General features: G+C 68.2%; 13 protein-coding genes and 1 pseudogene. 5 read left to right on the plus strand and 9 right to left on the minus strand.

Annotated elements, in window-relative coordinates:
* The first annotated feature begins 6 nt into the window (after nt 1-6).
* From N5C18_RS15005 to N5C18_RS15025, 5 genes are all read left to right on the plus strand, one after another.
* Nucleotides 7-2,271, plus strand: a complete 2,265-nt coding sequence (locus N5C18_RS15005; protein WP_279944947.1) for a DUF802 domain-containing protein — start codon at nt 7-9, stop codon at nt 2,269-2,271.
* Nucleotides 2,268-2,906, plus strand: a complete 639-nt coding sequence (locus N5C18_RS15010; protein WP_006449800.1) for an OmpA family protein — start codon at nt 2,268-2,270, stop codon at nt 2,904-2,906. Before N5C18_RS15005 ends, N5C18_RS15010 begins: the two co-directional genes overlap by 4 nt.
* Entirely contained in the window at nt 2,896-3,264 is a 369-nt protein-coding gene (locus N5C18_RS15015; RefSeq protein WP_164241188.1) for a DUF2894 domain-containing protein, read from the plus strand. Before N5C18_RS15010 ends, N5C18_RS15015 begins: the two co-directional genes overlap by 11 nt.
* Nucleotides 3,265-3,533: 269 nt before the next feature.
* Nucleotides 3,534-5,852, plus strand: coding sequence for a TonB-dependent receptor (locus N5C18_RS15020; RefSeq protein ID WP_279944949.1), 2,319 nt, complete (start codon nt 3,534-3,536; stop codon nt 5,850-5,852).
* Nucleotides 5,853-5,873: 21 nt separating this feature from the next.
* On the plus strand, nt 5,874-7,334 hold the full coding sequence (locus N5C18_RS15025; RefSeq protein WP_279944950.1) for an esterase-like activity of phytase family protein: 1,461 nt from the start codon (nt 5,874-5,876) through the stop codon (nt 7,332-7,334).
* Nucleotides 7,335-7,383: 49 nt separating this feature from the next.
* Here the strand turns inward: N5C18_RS15025 and N5C18_RS15030 are convergent.
* From N5C18_RS15030 to N5C18_RS15070, 9 genes and pseudogenes are all read right to left on the minus strand, one after another.
* Nucleotides 7,384-7,503 (minus strand): annotated as a pseudogene (locus N5C18_RS15030) (transposase); the annotation flags it as partial.
* Nucleotides 7,504-7,531: 28 nt separating this feature from the next.
* Nucleotides 7,532-7,978 (minus strand): transposase, encoded by a 447-nt coding sequence (locus tag N5C18_RS15035; protein WP_279935256.1) that lies wholly within the window; start codon nt 7,976-7,978, stop codon nt 7,532-7,534.
* Nucleotides 7,979-8,122: 144 nt separating this feature from the next.
* On the minus strand, nt 8,123-8,881 hold the full coding sequence (locus tag N5C18_RS15040) for a 2,3-dihydro-2,3-dihydroxybenzoate dehydrogenase (protein ID WP_279944951.1): 759 nt from the start codon (nt 8,879-8,881) through the stop codon (nt 8,123-8,125).
* Nucleotides 8,872-12,762 carry an amino acid adenylation domain-containing protein gene (locus tag N5C18_RS15045; RefSeq protein WP_279944953.1) on the minus strand — a complete coding sequence of 1,297 codons (3,891 nt, stop codon included), beginning with the start codon at nt 12,760-12,762 and terminating at the stop codon, nt 8,872-8,874. Before N5C18_RS15045 ends, N5C18_RS15040 begins: the two co-directional genes overlap by 10 nt.
* Nucleotides 12,759-13,016 (minus strand): phosphopantetheine-binding protein, encoded by a 258-nt coding sequence (locus N5C18_RS15050; protein WP_006449827.1) that lies wholly within the window; start codon nt 13,014-13,016, stop codon nt 12,759-12,761. The genes N5C18_RS15045 and N5C18_RS15050 overlap by 4 nt, the downstream gene beginning before the upstream one ends.
* Nucleotides 13,016-13,648: an isochorismatase family protein gene (locus tag N5C18_RS15055; RefSeq protein ID WP_279944955.1), complete on the minus strand. Its 633-nt coding sequence runs from the start codon at nt 13,646-13,648 to the stop codon at nt 13,016-13,018. Before N5C18_RS15055 ends, N5C18_RS15050 begins: the two co-directional genes overlap by 1 nt.
* Nucleotides 13,648-15,300 carry an AMP-binding protein gene (locus N5C18_RS15060; protein WP_279944957.1) on the minus strand — a complete coding sequence of 551 codons (1,653 nt, stop codon included), beginning with the start codon at nt 15,298-15,300 and terminating at the stop codon, nt 13,648-13,650. The genes N5C18_RS15055 and N5C18_RS15060 overlap by 1 nt, the downstream gene beginning before the upstream one ends.
* A complete protein-coding gene (locus tag N5C18_RS15065) occupies nt 15,297-16,490 on the minus strand; it encodes an isochorismate synthase (RefSeq protein ID WP_279944959.1) in 1,194 nt (397 codons plus the stop codon). Before N5C18_RS15065 ends, N5C18_RS15060 begins: the two co-directional genes overlap by 4 nt.
* A complete protein-coding gene (locus N5C18_RS15070) occupies nt 16,487-17,683 on the minus strand; it encodes an MFS transporter (protein ID WP_053449962.1) in 1,197 nt (398 codons plus the stop codon). Before N5C18_RS15070 ends, N5C18_RS15065 begins: the two co-directional genes overlap by 4 nt.
* Nucleotides 17,684-17,690 lie beyond the last annotated feature (7 nt).

Raw genomic sequence — 17,690 nt, forward strand, 5'->3', positions numbered from 1 at the left:
AACACCATGTCCAGAACTGCTTTCCATGTCGTTGTTTTCCTTGTCGGCCTGCTGGCCGTGTGCTGGATCGGCATTGGCTACGTTTCGGTGCATCCGTTGGGGGCAGCGGTGGCCGCGATCATCGCCGCCTGCTACATCGCCGGTGGCGTCGAGCTGTACCGCTACCGCCAGGCCAGCAACGGCCTGCGCACTGCGCTGAGCGACCTGTCCAGCGCGAAGGAAAGCCTGGCCCCGTGGCTGGAGCGCGTGCCGGTGGGCCTGCGCAACGCCGTGCGCCTGCGCGTGGAAGGCGAACGCACCGCCCTGCCTGCGCCGGTGCTGACCCCGTACCTGGTCGGCCTGCTGGTGCTGCTGGGCATGCTCGGCACCCTGCTGGGCATGATGGATACCCTGCGCGGCACCGGCCTTGCGCTGCAGAGCGCGACCGACATGGCCGCCATTCGTGGCTCGCTGGCCTCGCCGGTGCAGGGCCTGGCGGTGGCGTTCGGCACCTCGATCGCCGGTGTTGCCAGTTCGGCCATGCTTGGCCTGCTGGCTGCCCTGCTGCGTCGTGACCGCCTGCAGGCCGTGCAGCAGCTGGACCGCGCCATTGCCGGTGACCTGCACCCGTACTCGCAGGCCTGGCAGCGCGCCGAATCGCTGCGCCTGCTGCAGGCGCAGTCCGCTGCGTTGCCGGCACTGGTCGACCGCCTGCAGGCGATGACCCAGACGTTTGAACAGCACAGCACCGCCGCCAATGAACGCCTGCTGGCCGGCCAGGCCGAGTTCCTGACCCAGAGCCAGGCCCTGCAGGAGCGTCTGGCCGTGTCGCTGCAACAGTCGCTGCGCGAAGGTGCCGAAGCCAGCGCCGCCGCCATCGGTGGCGCGCTGCAGCCGATGGCCGAGACCACCCTGGCCGGCCTGGCCCAGCATGGCCAGGCGCTGCATGCCCGTGTCGAGCAGGCGGTGCAGCAGCAGCTGGCCGGTCTCAGCGACGGTTTCGAGCGCAGCCGCGTTGCCACCGAAGCCAGCTGGGCCAAGGTGGTGAGCGAGCAGACCCAGGCACAGCAGGCGCTGGTGAGCGACCTGCGCCAGCACCTGCAGGCCTTCAGCGATGGCCAGGGCACGCACGCCGAAGCGCTGGTGACACGCATCGGCGAGCGCCTGCAAGCCGATGCCAGCAGCAATGCCGACGCCTGGCGCGCCGCCGCCGAACAGCAGCAGGCACTGAATACCGCGCTGGTCGAACGCCAGCAGCAGGCACTGCTGGCCGCCAGCGAGCATCTGGACGCGCGCGCCGAGGCACTGCTGCAAGCACTGGACCAGCGCCATGCTGCCAGCCAGTCCTTGCTGCAGGAGCATGAAAACCAGCGTTCCCAGGATTGGCAGGCCGCGCAGGCGACCGCCGCCACCGCGCACGCCGAACTGCAGGCCAGCCTGGACAGCCGCGAGCAGCAGCGCCAGGCGCGTTGGGACGCGGTCAGTGCCGAACTGCAGCAAGCGCACGCCACCCTGCAGGCGCAATTGCAGGCTGGTGACGAACAGCGCCTGCAGCGTTGGAGCGATGCCCTGCAGCACGTCTCCACCGATCTGGCCGAGCGCCTGCAGGCCAACGGCGAACACCTGGCCGCGCAGCAGCAGCAGGTCTGCGACACGCTGGCGGCCACCGCGCAGCAGATTGGCGAGAACGGCCGCGCCCAGGCCAGCGCCACGCTGGCGGAAGTCTCCACCCTGCTGCAGACCGCCGCCGCCGCGCCGAAGGCCGCTGCAGACGTCATCAACGAGTTGCGCAGCACGCTCTCCGAGAGCCTGGTGCGCGACAACGCGATGCTGGAAGAGCGCGGCCGCCTGCTGGCCACCGTGCAGACCCTGCTGGATGCGATCAACCACGCCTCGCACGAACAGCGCACCGCGGTGGACGCACTGGTGGGCGGCTCGGCCGAGCTGCTGGAACGCGTCGGCAACCGCTTCACCGACCATATCGCCGCCGAGACCGGCAAGCTGGATGGCATTGCAGCAGCCCTCAGCGGCAGCGCCAGTGACGTTGGCCAGTTGGCCGGCACGTTCGGCGAAGCGGTCGCGCAGTTCGGAAGCGCTTCCACCGAGCTGTCCGGCCGCTTGGAACAGATTGGTGGTGCACTGGATGCCTCGCTGGCCCGCAGCGACGAGCAGCTGGCCTACTACGTGGCGCAGGCGCGCGAGGTGGTCGATCTCAGCCTGCTGTCGCAGAAGCAGGTGATGGAAGAACTGCAGCAACTGGTCGCTCGCCGCAGCAAGGCCGGCAGCGCATGAGTGACGAACTGGAGGTCGACGGCGGCTCGCACGCCCCGATCTGGGCCGCCTTCGGCGACCTGATGTCGGTGCTGCTGGGCGCGTTCGTGCTGATCCTGGTCGGAGTGGTCGCGGTGCAGCTGGAGCTGTCGCAGCGGCTGGACCAGGAAGTGAAGCAGCGCCAGGCTGAGGCCAAGCGCCTGCAGACGCTGGAACAGGCGCTGGCCGGCCCGTTGGCGGCCGGCCGTGTAACCCTGGTCGATGGCCGCATCGGCATCAGTGGCAGCGTGCTGTTCGCACTGAACTCCGACCAGCTGCAGCCGGAAGGCCAGGAGCTGCTGCGCAGCCTGGCCGCGCCTTTGGCCGCCTACCTGGGCAGCCGCGAAGAAATCCTGATGGTCAGCGGCTTCACCGATGACGCGCCGGTGCGTGAAGGCAACCGCCGTTTCGCCGACAACTGGGAGCTGTCCGCACAGCGTTCGCTGACCGTGACCCGCACCCTGATCGCCGACGGCGTGCCCGCCGATGCGGTGTTTGCCGCCGCATTCGGCAGCGAGCAGCCGGTCAGTTCCAACGCGAGCGAAGATGGACGCGCGCGCAACCGGCGCGTGGAAATCGCGCCGATTCCCAAGCCCAAGGCCCCGGATGCCAAGTAAGCCACCCGCACAAGACAGCCTCCGTGCGCTGGTGCGCGACCTCGATGCGGGATCGCGCTCGCTGCCGCATTACCCGCAGGTGCCGATGCTGCAGCAGGTGCAGCGCGAGTGGTCGGAACTGCGCAGCCAACTGCAGGTGCGTCGCTCATTGCGCACCGAGGCCCCGGCCGACGGCGGCCCGCTGAACTCGGCGGTACTGGTGCAGCGCATGCTGGACACGATGCAGTCGACCAGCCCCGGCTACCTGCGCCATTTTATCGACTACGTGGACACCTTGTCCTGGTTGCAGGCACTGCAGGACGGCACCGCCAGCGGCGGTGATACCGCGAAGCCGAAGCGCACGCGCAAGCCGCGTTGAACACCGATTGGTAGTGCCGGCCGCTGGCCGGCAACTGCACATTGCCCGATGGGTCCATGTAGCTGCCGGCCAGCGGCCGGCACTACCCACCCCGCAGAGCGCCTCACAACAACTGAACATGTCACCAGACAGTCATCTGTCTAGCGCACCATTTTCACGTTGACCCACGGCGCCTGCAGCGCCCGCCGGTCGCATCGGCTGTCTCCCCTTCTCAACCCCATGAGCTCCGCGCCGACGCGGTGGCTCGTGCCTGCCTGAGTGTCCGCAACATGACGAAGACTTTGTTGGCCGCTGCGCTGTCGATCGCGCTCGCTCCCGCGGCCTGGGCGCAGGATGCTGCCCCGACCTCCAGCACGCCCTCCGCCACCAACCTCGATGCGGTCTCGGTGATCGGCAGTGGTGAAGCGCGCCAGGTGCAGCGCATCACCCGCGAGAACCTCGACATCCTGCCGCCGGGTACCAGCCTGCAGAAGACCCTGAACCTGCTGCCGGGCGTCAACGCGCAGTCGGCCGATGCGCTGGGCACCAACGAGCAGTCGATGACGCTGAGCCTGCGCGGCTTCAACTCCACCCGTCTCGGTTACACGCTCGACGGCGTGCCGCTGGGCGATGGCGCGTACAACAACTACAACGGCCTGACCATCAACCGTGCGCTGATCAGCGAGAACATGGACGGTGCGGAACTGGCGGTGGGTATCGGCAGCCTCGGTACGCCGTCCACCAGCAACCTCGGCGGCACGATTTCCTATACCTCCGACCGCCCGGCCCAGGAACTCGGCGGCCGCGTGGTGCAGACCTTCGGCAGCGATGCCAACCGCCGCACCTTCGTGCGCGTGGACAGCGGCGAGTACAACGGTTTCTCCGGCTACGTCTCCGGGATGAATGCCGTCTCCGATCTATGGAACGACCAGACCGCCTACAATAAATCCACTACCAAGCAGTTCAATGCCAAGGGTGTGTGGAACTTCGAACGTGGCCAGATCACCGGTTTCGTCGATACCTCACGCACCACCCAGGCCGACTACTTCTACCTGTCCAAGGATGAGATGTCGCGCGGTCTCGGCTGGGACTGGGGCGGCTACGCACCGGACTGGAACAAGGCGGTGGCCAAGGCCTACTGCAACACGGCCAGTTTCAACGCGAAGAAGTGCGACAGCAGCGGCCCGGACAAGGATGCCGACGGTGCCTTCACCGCCGGGCAGATCCTGCGTGACGACAACCTGTACTACCTGGCCGGTGACTTCTTCCTGGCCGATGGCTTCAGCCTGCGCGCGCTGGCCTACCACCATGATGACCGCGGCGAAGGCCACAACTGGAACAGTGGCGCCTGGTCGAACAAGGGCACCGCACAGGAAATTCCGATCATCTTCCGCAACACCATCTACACCATCGACCGCGATGGCGGCACGCTGTCCTTCGACTGGGAGCTGGGTCCGCACCGCATCGAAGGTGGCGTCTGGTACGAGCGCAACACCAGCAGCGCCGAGCGCTACCAGACCGCCGTGGATGGCCCGCGTGACCTGAGCGGCATGAACACCCTGCCCTCCGATGTCGGCGTGTTCGCCCAGCGCACGAGCTGGAAGACCCATCAGTTCTTCCTGAAGGACACCTGGCGCCTGCTCGATGACCGCCTGACCCTGGAGTTCGGCGCCAAGAGCCCGCACGCCACCTCCGATGCACAGGCACTGCCGGGCGACGCGAAGACGCCGATCTCGCCGACCTCCAACAACCAGTTCGCCACCGGTTCGTTGAAGGCCAGCAAGAATTTCCTGCCCAGCATCGGCGCCAACTTCCGCCTGGCCGAGCACCATGAAGTCTTCGCCAGCTATGCCGAGAACATCGCCATGTTCCAGGGCGGCTTCAAGCTCGGTCCGCAAGCGGTCAGCCAAGCGACCTGGAATGCGCAGGGCAACCTGAAGCCGGAGGAATCCCGTTCTCTGGAAGCCGGCTACCGCTTCGTCACCGATACCCTGCAGGCCTCGGTCGCGGCCTACAGCGTGCGCTTCGACAACCGCCTGCTGCAGTACAACCCCTGTGACTCGCGGCAGCCGGTCGGCCCGACCTGCGGCAATCGCTTCTACAACGTCGGCGGCGTCGACAGCCGTGGTGCCGAGCTGACCGTGCTGTGGACCCCGAACGCGCATTTCAGCTGGTACACCTCGGCCTCGCTGAACCGTTCGACCTATGCCTCCAACTACGTGCAGGCCGGCGTCGAGCAGCAGATCAAAGGCAAGATCCAGACCGATACGCCCAAGCAGCTGCTGGCCACCGAAATCACCTGGCGTGACAACGGCTGGTTTGCCAGCCTGCGTGGCAAGTACACCGGCGAGCGCTTCTACACCTACACCAACGACCAGGGCTTCGGTGGCTTCACCGTGTTCGACCTGGCCGGTGGCTATGACTTCGGCCAGGTCGGTTTCGCCAAGGGCATGCGCCTGTCGTTCAACGTGACCAACCTGACCAACAAGCGTTACGCCAGCAACCTGGATTCGAGCGTGTTCGCGCCCAGCGACCCGGCCGGCAAGCTGTATGTGTTCCATGCCTCGGCACCGCGCCAGGTGTTCGGTACGATCGACCTTCGCTTCTGATCGACCGCCCGGAGTCCACCGATGCTCGCGACCGCCATGCTGCTGGCCACCCTCTCCGCCAGCGGATACTCCGCCCCACATGAGGCCAGTGGTGCGCCGCCACGCACCCTGCAGTTGGGCGGTCGTACTTACGTGGATAAAGGCCTGGTCGCCGCCGGGCGGCTGCCGGCGGGCACGGTGGACTTCCTCGGCGACACGCTGGGCTCGTTCTCTTCGCTGGCGGTGCAGCCCGGCACCTGGAAGCGCACCACCAAGGGCTACGAAGGCGTGCTCTGGACACTGCCCGACCGCGGCCGCAACGATCCCGAGGCCGGCCTGTTCTACGACTACGCCGGCCGCGTGGAGCGCATGCAGCTGCGCATCGACACCACCCCGGGCAAGCCCGGTGCGCTGGGCACGCTGATCATGGTGCCCGACAAGGGCGTGGTGCTGAAGGACTTCAACGGGCACCCCTTCACAGGTGCCGACCCGGGCGACCACACCATCATCCAGCGCGACGTGGTGCTGCCCTCGCCCGCCAGCGGCGCCGGTGTGGGCAAGGTGTCGCTGGATGCGGAATCGCTGCAGTTCACCGCCAACGGTCATTTCTACATCGGCGATGAGTACACCGCCAACGTCTACTACTTCGATGCGAAGGGCCAGCTGCAGGGCGTGATCGTGGCGCCGCCCGCGATACGGCCGCAGCGCGATGGCAAGCCGGCCTTTGGTTCTCTGGTGCCGCCGCAGACCGGTCGGCGCAACAACCAGGGCGTGGAAGGCATGGGCTTGTCGCCCGATGGCAGCCGCCTGTTCGTGGCACTGCAGAGCGCGACGCTGCAGGACAGCGCGCAGGGCAATGCGGCCGGACGCATCAACACCCGCGTGCTGGTCTATGACGTGACGACCTCACCGACGCCACAGCAGCCGATCGGCCATTACGTGATGGCTTTGCCCGCGTACGCGCACGACGGCAAGGGCAAGCTCGACCGCACCGCTGCGCAGAGCGAACTGCGCGTACTGGACGCCCACCGCTTCCTTCTACTGGCCCGTGATGGCAACGGCCTCGGCAAGGACGGTGACGACCCCATCGTCTACAAGTCGGTGCTGCTGGTGGATGTGTCTGCTGCCAGCAACCTGGCCGGCAGCACCTACGAAACCGGCACCACCTCGGTACTGGCCGACGCGGCGGACACCACGTTGAAGGCCGGCATCGTGCCTGCGCGCAGCGACGAGCTGCTGAACCTGCTCGATCGCCCGCAGCTTGCGCGCGCCGGGCTGGACCTGGACACGAAGCGCGGCCCGCATGCTGGCCTGCTGTCGGAGAAGTGGGAAGCCATGGACGTAGTGCCGGCACTGGACCCACAGCACCCGAACGACGTGCTGCTGTTGATCGGCAACGACAACGACTTCATCGCCCGCCACTGCCGCATGCAGGGCGAGGCCTGTGACAGCCCCTACGACAACGACAACCGCGTGCTGGTCTACCGCCTGACCCTGCCCTGACAGCAGGTGCCATGTGCGAAATCCTGCTAGTGCCGGCCGCTGGCCGGCATCACGACCAGGCCGACCACGCATAGGGATACTCGCCAATCTGCCCAGAAAGACCAGCGCGCACCGGATTCCCGAGGATGTACAAAGCCTGCCGCGTGAGCGACTCCTCAGCCCTCAACGCAACGGGTAGTGCCGGCCGCTGGCCGGCATCACGACCAAACCGACCACGCATAGGGATACTCGCCAACCTGCCCAGAAAGACCAGCGCGCACCGGATTCCCGAGGATGTACAAAGCCTGCCGCGTGAGCGACTCCTCAGCCCTCACTGCATGATCGAAGTAGCCAGGCTGCCATACCGTACTTCGACGGCCCGCCAGGCGATTCAGCGCAAGCGCACTCGACGACTTCATTCGGCGTGCAATGTCTGGGAGGTGAGCTGCGCGCAGCTCGAACATCCAGTGGACGTGATCCGGCATGACGACCCATGCGAGTGACTGCACAAGTCCACGCTGTTCGATGTAATGGAACTGGTCGATTACACATGCTGCTGCAGCTTCGCTTTCAAAGAGCCGGCAGCGCTGATGCGTGGTAGTTGTCAGAACGTAGACCTGGCCGATGATCGAGCGACGGCCCAGGCGGAGGCGATGGCTGCTCATGCCCCATAGTGGAGCGATCAGTGGGTGTTGAACGTCAGATCTCGCCTCGACGGGTGTTGGGGGATGTCTGAAGTTGAATGAGGTTGCCGGCCAGCGGCCGGCACTACCAGGGATTATGGGTTGCCGGCCAGCGGCCACCGGAGCTCACCCGCGCAGGGTGGCGCCGCCGTCCACGTACAGGTCGCTCATCGCCACGTGTCCGGCCTGTTCGGACAGCAGGAACATCACCGCATGCGCGATGTCGTCGGGCGTGGCCAGCTTGCGCAGCGGAATGCCCGCCTTGTAGGTCTCCAGGCTGCCGGCGATCACCCGCTCCGCACCGCGCTCGTCCTGCCACATGCCGGTCTGCATCGGGGTCAGTGTTGAACCCGGGGCGACGATGTTGCAGCGGATACCGAGCGGCGCCAGCTCCAGCCCAAGGCAACGGGTGAACATCGTGGCGGCAGCCTTGGATGCCGCATAGGCGGCCATGCCATGCCGCGGCACGCCCGCCGCATTCGAACTGACAGTGACAATCGCACCCTGCCGGCGTGGCGACATCACCCGCGCCAGTGCACGCCCGACATGGAACACGCCATCGGCGTTCACCGAGAATACCCGGCGCCAGTCGGCATCGGTGGTCCCGGCGACTTCGCCCACGTGCAGCACCCCGGCCACGCTTGCGGCCAGGCCGATCGGCCCGAGGCTGGCTTCCACCCGATCCACGAGTGCGTCCACCGCCACGCTGTCGGTCACATCGAGCGAAAACGCGTGCACGCCCGCGTCATCCACACGTGGCGCCTCGCGATCGGTGGCCACCACCGTGCAGCCAGCCGCTGCCAGGAACCGTACCAGCGCTTCACCGATGCCACCGGCCGCGCCGGTCACCAGGGCCACGCGGCCTTCAAAGCCGGTCAACTGCATGTTGCGATCTCCTGTTGCTCATCCCAGTGGCGCAGCCGCGCCGACAGCCACGGTGCCAACTGTGCCACCGCGTCACGCCCAGTCAGTTCGGCGTGCAGGAACGGCAGCTCCAGCGCCTGCACCTTGCGTGCGTGCGCCCGCCACAGCGCCGCCCGCAGCTGCGGGCGTGCCTGGTGATCACGACCGGCGCGCACATGTACCAGGGTGCCGTCGAACGGCCGGTGGATGTGTTCGCGGATCAATCGATTGGTGCCGGTCACCGCACGCACCACGCCGTCCAGCACCACGTCCGGCAGACTGCCCAGCGCACTGCCGCCTCGCCGCAGGAATGCAAGGATGCGTTCGCGGTTGTCCAGCTCCGGATGCGCCTCCGGGTCATGGCCGGCGATCGCCAGCAGTGCGCGCAGCGCGGCAATCGGGTCAGGCTCCGGTTCGGTGCGCCAGCACTCGCTGGGGTAGGCATCCAGCAGTACCAGCTCACCCACCTCACGGCCGATCTCATGCAGGCGTACCGCCATCGCCTGGGCGAGGATACCGCCCACCGACCAGCCCAGCAGGTGCACCGGACCCTGCGGCTGCAACGTCACGATGCGGCGCACGTAGTCGTTGGCCATCGCTTCGATGCTGGACGGCATCGGTTCGCCTGCATCCAGCGCGGGAGACTGAAGGCCGTACACCGCACGTGCCGGCTGCAGCGCCCTGGCCAAGGCCCGATAGTTCCATGCAATGCCACCGGCCGGATGCAGCACGAACAGCGGTCCAGGCCCGGTGGCATCGGTGGCGGCCAAGGCAATGACCGGCCCCAACGCGTGGTCGGCCAGTGCCGGTGGTTCAGCGATGCGCGTCGCCAACGCGGCCACGGTTGGCTGGGCGAACAGGGCACCCAGGCCGAGATCGCAGCGCCAGCGCTGTTCGATGGCCAGCAGCAGGTGCACCGCCGACAGCGAGTCGCCGCCGAGGCTGAAGAAGTCCGCATCCACTGCCACCGGTGCCTCGCGGCCCAACGCCTGCGCGAACAAGCCGGCCAGTTCCTGCTCCAGTGGCGTGCGCGGCGCCAGTCCGCCCACGTCCTGCTGCGGCGGCTTCGGCAACGCATTGCGGTCCAGCTTGCCGTTGGCGGTCACCGGCCAGTGATCGACGCCAACAAATGCCGACGGCACCATGTAATCCGGCACGCGCGTGGCCAGATGGCTGCGCAGTGCGCTGGCATCGGCCAGCGCGGATGGCACGTAGGCCACCAGCCGGGCATCGCCGGGCGCGTCCTGGCGCAGCAGCACTTCCACGCGCTCCAAGCCCGCCAGCTCGCGCAGCGCCGCCTCGATCTCGCCCAGCTCGATGCGCAGGCCGCGCAACTTCACCTGGTGGTCGCTGCGGCCGAGGTACTCGACCGCACCATCGTCGCGCCAGCGCGCCACATCGCCGGTGCGATAGATGCGTTCGCCATGTAGGAATGGATCGGCAAGGAAGCGCTCGGTGGTCAGGTCATCGCGGCCAAGGTAGCCACGTGCCAGCTGCACGCCACCGAGGTAGAGATCACCTGGCACGCCCACCGGCAGCGGCTGCATCTGCGCGTCCAGCACATACAGGCGGGTATTCCAGACCGGGAAACCGATCGGCACCGGCCGTGAACGGTCCTGCGCCGACGCAGGCCAGTAGCTCACGTCCACCGCCGCTTCAGTCGGGCCATACAGGTTGTGCAGTTCGGCGCGCACGCGTGCATGGAAGCGGTCGCGCAGCGAAGCGTCCAGCGCCTCGCCACTGGTGAACACGCGACGCAGCTGCAGGCCTTCGGAGGCCGGTGCGGCCAGGAAGGCATCGAGCATCGACGGCACGAAGTGCGCCGTGGTGATGTCATGCGCGCGGATCAGCCGTGCCAGCTCGGTCGGATCACGATGCGCGTCCGGCCCGGCAATCACCAGCGTGGCCCCACACAGCAGCGGCAGGAAGAATTCCCAGACCGAAACATCGAAGGTCGCCGGCGTCTTCTGCAGCACGCGGTCGTCGGCCTGCATGCCGTAGTGCTCGCGCATCCACAGCAGGCGGTTGACGATGGCGCGGTGCTCGATGACCACGCCCTTGGGTTCGCCGGTCGAACCGGAGGTGTAGATCACGTAGGCCGCATCGTGCGGTGCCGGATCGGCCCACGGCGCGGCGAAGCTCAGTGCGGTCCATTGTTCCGGTGCGAGCACCGGCACCCTGGACATCCGCGCCGACACATCCGCCGCCGCCAGCACGCACGCCGGCTGCGCCGAGGCCAGGATGCGCGCCAGGCGTTCGTCAGGATGGGCCAGGTCCAGCGGCAGGTACGCGGCTCCCGCACGCAACACGGCCACCAGCGCAATCACCAGTTCCAGCGAGCGTGGCAACGCCACCACCACCACGCTGCCCGGGCCGACGCCCATCGCGCGCAGCTGGGCGGCCAGCGCAAAGCTGCGCGCCTCCAGCGTGGCGTGGTCCAGCTCGGAATCGCCGAACACCAATGCGGTCGCCTGCGGATCGCGGTCCATGCCCTGCTGCAGCAGCTCAACCAGCGTGGTCTGCGGCAGCCCATGTGCAGTGGCATTGAAGCCGTGCACCACCTGCTGGGCTTCGTCGGCCGTGGCCAGCGGCACCGTCGCAATGTCGTCAGCGTCCAGCGCCGCCGACACGAAATGCAGCAGGCGCGCGGCATGCGCCTGCACGTCCTCGCGGCGGTACAGCGCGGGATTGGCTTCAATCTCCAGATCCAGAACACGCTGGCCATCGCCACGGTAGCCCAGCGTCAGATCGTCGACCGGCCCGGTGCACAGCACCTCCAGCGTCGCCTGCACACCGGGCAACACCAGCGGCGCGTAGAACGGCTGCACATTCACCAGCGGACCGTGCAGCCGTTGCTGCGCGCCCACCAGGCCCAGGTCACGGCGCAACTGCTCGCCACGATAGCGGCCGTGCTTTCGGCCCTGGCTGAGTTGCCGGCCCAGTGCCCGGCTAAACGCCTCGACACTGCCCTCGCCCGCCGCGACACGCAGCGGCAGCACGTTCATCACCATCGCCGGCACGCGCGCCGATGCGTTGCCGAGCCGCCCCATGAAGGGCACGCCCACCACCACTTCGTCGGCCGCGCTCATCCGCCGCAGGTACTCGGCCGACAGCGCGGCCAGCACATCCGGCCAGGGTTGCAGCCAGCGCGCCGAAGCCTGCAGCAGCTGCTCGCGGAACGCGGCATCGAGCGGCTGCACCCAGCGCAGCGCATCATCGCTGGCCGGCTCGGTACCCGCCAGGCCCACGCCCGCAGGCGCCCCCTGCAGCTGCTCGCGCCACCACTGGCCGGCCAGCCCGCGACGTGCGTCCGCGCGATAGGCCGCGTCGTCCGCCAGCACCCCAGCCAATCCCGGCAAGGGCTCACCCGCGCGGCCGGAGTACAGCGCGCAGACACGGTCGCTGAACAGCGCCATCCCATAGCCATCGGCGGCCAGGTGATGCACACGCAGGTACCAGGCCCAGCGCTGCCCGCCCAGATCGAACAACACCTGCTGACTGATCCGGTCGCGGGTCGGATCGACCGCGCTGAGCCGGTCGGCCTGCATCAGCGCACGCGCCTCCGACACCGGGTCGGCCTCGCCCGACAGATCACGCACCGACAGCAGCGGCACGTGCGCCGGGTCGTGCCATTGCAATGGCTGCCCATCGGTGCCTTCGGCAAAGCGCAGCGCGAAGGCCTCGGCTTCAACCGCCGCCTGGTTGGCCGCCGCCACGAACGCAGGCACATCCAGCAGGCCGTCGATCCACACCGCATGGGCGGTATTGAACGACGGATTGTCCGGTGCCAGCCGCTGTGCGAACCACAGCCCGGCCTGCGCCTCGGTCAACGCCCGCGGCGTTGCCATCGCAGCCGCGCTCATGCGCGCTGCGCAGCCTGCAGCGTCTGCACCACACCCCACCACTGGCGCAGCGTGGTGTGTTCGGCCAGCTGCGAGAACTCCAGCGGCAACCCGGTGTTGCCCCAGGCCAGCACCAGTCCGAGCATGCGCATCGAATCCAGGTCCAGGTCGATCAGGTTGTCGTCGTCACCGATCTCGGCCGGTGCACAGTCCAGCACCCGCGCCACATCGGCACGCATGCGCTCCAGGTCCAGCACCTCACCCGTAGCGATCATTACAGTGCCTCCAGCAGCTGGTCGGTCGTCATCGGCACACCGCTGGTGCGCGCGATCCAGTGCAGCGCCTGATCGTGGTCGGCGCGCGAGAAATCCGCCACGGCATCGGCGGCGATGAAAGCTTCGATGTCGCGCTGGAACGCTTCCACCACCGTCGCCGTGCAACCGATATGCGCATACACACCGGTCACCAGCAGCTGGTCGCGTCCGCGCACCCGCATCAGCGTTTCCAGGTTGCTGCGCTGGAAAGCGCTGTAGCGATGCTTCACCAGCACATGCTCGCCCGGCTGCGGTGCGACGGCTTCGATGATCGGCTCATGGTCGGCACTGCGGCGCATGCCCGGCCCCCACAGGTCGGCCTGCAGGCCGCGATCACGACGGTCCTGGTCACCGTGCTGGGCGGTGTAGAACACCGGAATGCCGTGGGCACGGCAATGCGCCAGCAGCCGCGCGATGTTGTCCACGGCCGGTCGCAGCGGCGCGTTGCCGGCATCGAACGCGGCGAGGAAGTAGCGCTGCATGTCGTGCACCAGCAGTGCGATGCGATCGCGCTGCGGGCGCCACGGGCCGCGGGCCTGCGGCAGTTCGGCGGCGGTCGGCAAGGGGTAATCGGTAATACGGGGCAGCGCCATCAGCGCGTTCCTCCTGTCTGTTGCAGATGACGCGCGCGCAGCTGCGCGCGCAGTTCGCGGCGGCTGATCTTGCCGACCGCGGTGGTATCGAAACTGTCGACGAACACAACCTGGTCCGGCACCTTGAACGCGGCCAGGCCGCGCGTGCGCATCCAGGCTTTCAGTGCTGGCGCCTTGATCGGCTCACCCTGCTGGATCACGAACGCGCAGCTGCGCTCACCGAGATAGTCGTCGGGAATGGAGACCACGGCGGCGTCGAACACGCCCGGGTGAGCCAGCAGATGATCTTCGATCTCTTCGGCGGAGATTTTCTCACCGGCCCGGTTGATGTGGTCACCCGCGCGCCCCTGCACCACCAGGTAGCCGCCCGGAAGCTGCTGCACGCGGTCACCGGTGCGGTAGAAGCCGTCGTCGGTGAACGAGCGTGCATTGGCCACTGCATCGTTGTGGTAGCCGCGAATGGTGTACGGGCCGCGGGTCAGCAGGTGACCGACTTCTCCTTCGGCCACCGGCTGGTCGTGGTCGTCGACCACGCGCACTTCGTCGTCCGCACTGATCGGCCGCCCCTGGCAGGCGACGATCAGGTCTTCCGGATCATCCAACCGCGTGTAATTGACCAGGCCTTCGGCCATGCCAAACACCTGCTGCAACGTGCAGCCCAGGCCGTCGATCACCCGCCGCGCGGCCTCGGGCACCAGCTTGGCGCCTCCCACCTGCAGCACCTGCAGGCTGGACAGGTCATGCGCGGTGGTCGCCGCCGCCTGCGCCCACAGCAACGCCAGCGGCGGCACCAGGCCACAGCAGGTCACGTGTTCGCGGGCGATCAGCGGGAACGCCGCGTCCGGGCCGGGGCCGGGGCTGAGCACCACGCGGGCACCGGCATACAGCGCGCCGAAGAACCCCGGCGAGCTCATCGGGAAGTTGTGTGCGGCCGGCAGCGCGACCAGGTACACGCTGTCGCGGTCGATGCCGCAGATCGCGTTGCTGGCACGGAACGAATAGATGTAGTCGTCGTGCGTACGCGGAATCAGCTTGGACAGGCCGGTGCTGCCACCGGAGATCTGCAGGAAAGCCACCGACTGCGGGTCCGGGTCGGCCGGCAGCTGGGCGCGGTCGCCCTGCAGCCCGTCCAACGCGATGAATTCCTGCGCATCGCCGTCGATCACCACCGTGCGTATCGCCGGCACGTCGGCCTGCAATGCCCGCGCCAGCCCGCGATGATCGAAGCCGTCGTGCAGATCGGGGGTGATGTAGGCACTGGCTTCGGCCTTGTTGGCGAAGTGCACCAGCTCGGTGATGCGATGCGCGGGCAACGCATACACCGGCACCAGGCCAGCGCGGAACAGGCCACAGACCGTGGTGATGAAACCGGCGGTATTGCCCAGCTGCACCAGCACCCGCTCGCCCGGCTGCAGGCCCCGTGCCAGCAGCCCGGCACCGATACGGCCGGCTTCGTGCCACAGCTGCGCATAGCTCAGGCGCACGTCGCCAGCGACCACGGCAATGTCATCGGCATAGCATTCCGCGCGCCGGCGCAGGAAGGCCGGGAAGGTTTCGCCACGCCAGTGACCGGCCTCGCGGTAGCGCGCCACCAGGTCATCAGGCCATACCTGCCGCAGTGGCATACGGGAAGAAGTATCAGAAGTGTTCATGCAGCAGGCTCGATCGCGGGCGCGGTGTCGTGGACGCCCAGCGCATTCAACAGGGCAGCAAACTTCGCTGCGGTCTCGGCCACTTCGGCCTCGGGCTGCGACTCGGCGACGATGCCGGCACCTGCGTACAGGCGCAGCTGCGTGCCCTGCAGTCGCGCGCAGCGGATCGCCACGTACCAGTCGCCGTCGCCCTGTGCGTCCAGCCAGCCGACCGCGCCCGCATAGAAACCGCGCGGCACCGGCTCCAGCTCGCGGATGCGCTGCAGCGCAGCCAGGCGCGGCGTGCCACAGACTGCCGGTGTCGGATGCAATTGTGCGAGCAGCTCGGCTGCAGGGGTCTGCGAGTCCTTCAGGGTGGCATGGATGCGCGTGCCAAGGTGCCACATGCTGGCAGTGGCATGCAGCGCCGGGCGCGGCTGCGCATCGATGTGGCTGCAGTACGGCGCCAGGCCGTCGACGATCGCGTCCACCACATGACGGTGTTCGTCATGATCCTTGGTCGAGGCCAGCAATGCCTGCGCGGCGCGCTCGTCTTCGGCAGGATCGGCACTGCGGCGTGCAGATCCGGCCAATGGATGCGACAACAGCTGCGCGCCACGCTTGCGCAGCAACAACTCGGGCGTTGCGCCGACCAGCCAGGCGGGCGCCTGCCCCAGTTCGACCGGAAGCGGAACCGCGTAGGTGGCCACCGAAGGATCGGCGCCCAGGCGCGCCAGCAGCACCTCCGGTGACAGCGCGTTGCGGGTACGCGCCAACAGGCTGCGCGCCAGCACCACCTTGTGCAGGTCCTGTTCGGGTGCGCGCAGCGCCTGCACTGCCGCGGCAACGGCGGCTGCATAGTCCTGCGCTGCGGGCTCGGCCTGCAATGGGCCCTGCAGCGCGGGTGCCACCTGTGGCTGCAGCGGCAACGCCGGCAGCAGGCGCTCGGGCTGGTACAGCGCATCGTCGGCACGCGGCTCGAACGGCACCGCCCCGACCAGCAGGCCCGGCCCGCCGCGCTGCTGCGCGAAGAACTCGGCAACGCGCCCGGCCAAGCTGGCCAGCGCGCCATTCGGCAGCGTCGCCCGACAGCCACGCGCGTGCACATGCTGGCCAGCATGCTGCAGCAGGAACAGCGACGCGTCGTCGCTGTTCTCCAACAGCGCCGGTGCAGCCTCGGGCCACGCGCCCTGCATCAGGGAATCGCTCATGGGGTCTCCTTCATCCGGTGCGCTGCGGCCAGCGCGCACAGCAACAGCAGCAGCGCGCCGACCAGCAGGTAAGGCAGGCTCGGCCCGCCGCGATACAACAGCGTGCCGAGCATCGGCCCGGCCACCATGCCCAGGCCCTGCGCTGCCGCCACGGTGCCGGCGGCGGCGCCCTGCTCGTGCGCCTCCACGGCATCGGCGGCCAGCGCCTGGAACGAGGGGAACACGAAGCCCATGCCGAACGCCGCCAGCGCGTAGGCCGCCGGCAACTGCCAGGCGTGCTGTACGCCCGCCACGGAGGCGAAACCAATACCGGAGATCAGTGCACCGAGGATGATCCAGCGCCGCGGGTGCACGTCCAGCTTCATCACCAACGCCTGCGCCAGGATCAGACCGACGCCGACCGCGGTGAGCGCGATGCCGGCCATGCGCGCGCCGGCTGCAGCATCCAGACCCAATCGATCAATCGCGAAGAAGCCGACCGTGACCTGCGCGATGGTGACCGACACCATCGCGATGAACGCCGCCAACTGCGGCAGGCGCAGGCGCGGGTCGAGCCTGCGCATCGGCGCGCGGCGCTGCGCGCCGCCTCCCGCCACCGGCGGCGTGGCCGGCAGCCGCCAGGCCAGCAATGCCAGCGCCAGCAGCGGCAGCACGGCGGCCACATACAGCGCCAGCGACAGATTCGTGTAGGCCAGCCAACCCGCGGCCGCCGGACCCAGCACCATGCCCAAGGCGTTGGCGCTGCCCAGCCGGGCAAGGAAGCTGGCGCGCTGTCCGGCCGGGGCCTTGTCAGCGATCAGCGCGGCGGCCGTGGGCGGGACGGCCGCATAGAACAGCCCGATCAGGCCGCGTGCACCCACCAGCACCAGCACCGACACCAGTACCGGCGGCACCGCCTGCAGAGCAACATCGATGAACACCGCCAGCGCGATGTAGACCACGGTGTAGGCACTCATCGCCAGCATCAGCACGCGCTTGCGGCCAATGCGGTCGCTGAGCTGCCCCCACGGGCGCGCAGCCAGCATCCACAACACGCCCGCCGCCGTGACTGACAGTCCAGCGTGCCACTCGGACAGGCCGAGCATGCGGACCACCGGACCGATCACGGCAACGAAGGACATCATCGCCATGGTGCCGATCAGGGCTGCCAGGACCAGCGCCGGCAAGCCGGGAACGACGGGACGTGCGTGCATGGAACAC

The organism is Stenotrophomonas sp. GD03930 (assembly GCF_029839665.1).
GTDB classification, from domain to species: Bacteria; Pseudomonadota; Gammaproteobacteria; order Xanthomonadales; family Xanthomonadaceae; genus Stenotrophomonas; species Stenotrophomonas forensis.

Bases quoted from the DNA above. Each gene is read 5' to 3' on its own strand.
- N5C18_RS15065 (WP_279944959.1), bottom strand. From the start codon at position 16,490: ATGAGCGATTCCCTGATGCAGGGCGCGTGGCCCGAGGCTGCACCGGCG.
- N5C18_RS15040 (WP_279944951.1), bottom strand. From the start codon at position 8,881: ATGCAGTTGACCGGCTTTGAAGGCCGCGTGGCCCTGGTGACCGGCGCG.
- N5C18_RS15035 (WP_279935256.1), bottom strand. From the start codon at position 7,978: ATGAGCAGCCATCGCCTCCGCCTGGGCCGTCGCTCGATCATCGGCCAG.
- N5C18_RS15025 (WP_279944950.1), top strand. From the start codon at position 5,874: ATGCTCGCGACCGCCATGCTGCTGGCCACCCTCTCCGCCAGCGGATAC.
- N5C18_RS15070 (WP_053449962.1), bottom strand. From the start codon at position 17,683: ATGCACGCACGTCCCGTCGTTCCCGGCTTGCCGGCGCTGGTCCTGGCA.
- N5C18_RS15015 (WP_164241188.1), top strand. From the start codon at position 2,896: ATGCCAAGTAAGCCACCCGCACAAGACAGCCTCCGTGCGCTGGTGCGC.
- N5C18_RS15055 (WP_279944955.1), bottom strand. From the start codon at position 13,648: ATGGCGCTGCCCCGTATTACCGATTACCCCTTGCCGACCGCCGCCGAA.
- N5C18_RS15020 (WP_279944949.1), top strand. From the start codon at position 3,534: ATGACGAAGACTTTGTTGGCCGCTGCGCTGTCGATCGCGCTCGCTCCC.
- N5C18_RS15045 (WP_279944953.1), bottom strand. From the start codon at position 12,762: ATGAGCGCGGCTGCGATGGCAACGCCGCGGGCGTTGACCGAGGCGCAG.
- N5C18_RS15060 (WP_279944957.1), bottom strand. From the start codon at position 15,300: ATGAACACTTCTGATACTTCTTCCCGTATGCCACTGCGGCAGGTATGG.
- N5C18_RS15010 (WP_006449800.1), top strand. From the start codon at position 2,268: ATGAGTGACGAACTGGAGGTCGACGGCGGCTCGCACGCCCCGATCTGG.
- N5C18_RS15050 (WP_006449827.1), bottom strand. From the start codon at position 13,016: ATGATCGCTACGGGTGAGGTGCTGGACCTGGAGCGCATGCGTGCCGAT.
- N5C18_RS15005 (WP_279944947.1), top strand. From the start codon at position 7: ATGTCCAGAACTGCTTTCCATGTCGTTGTTTTCCTTGTCGGCCTGCTG.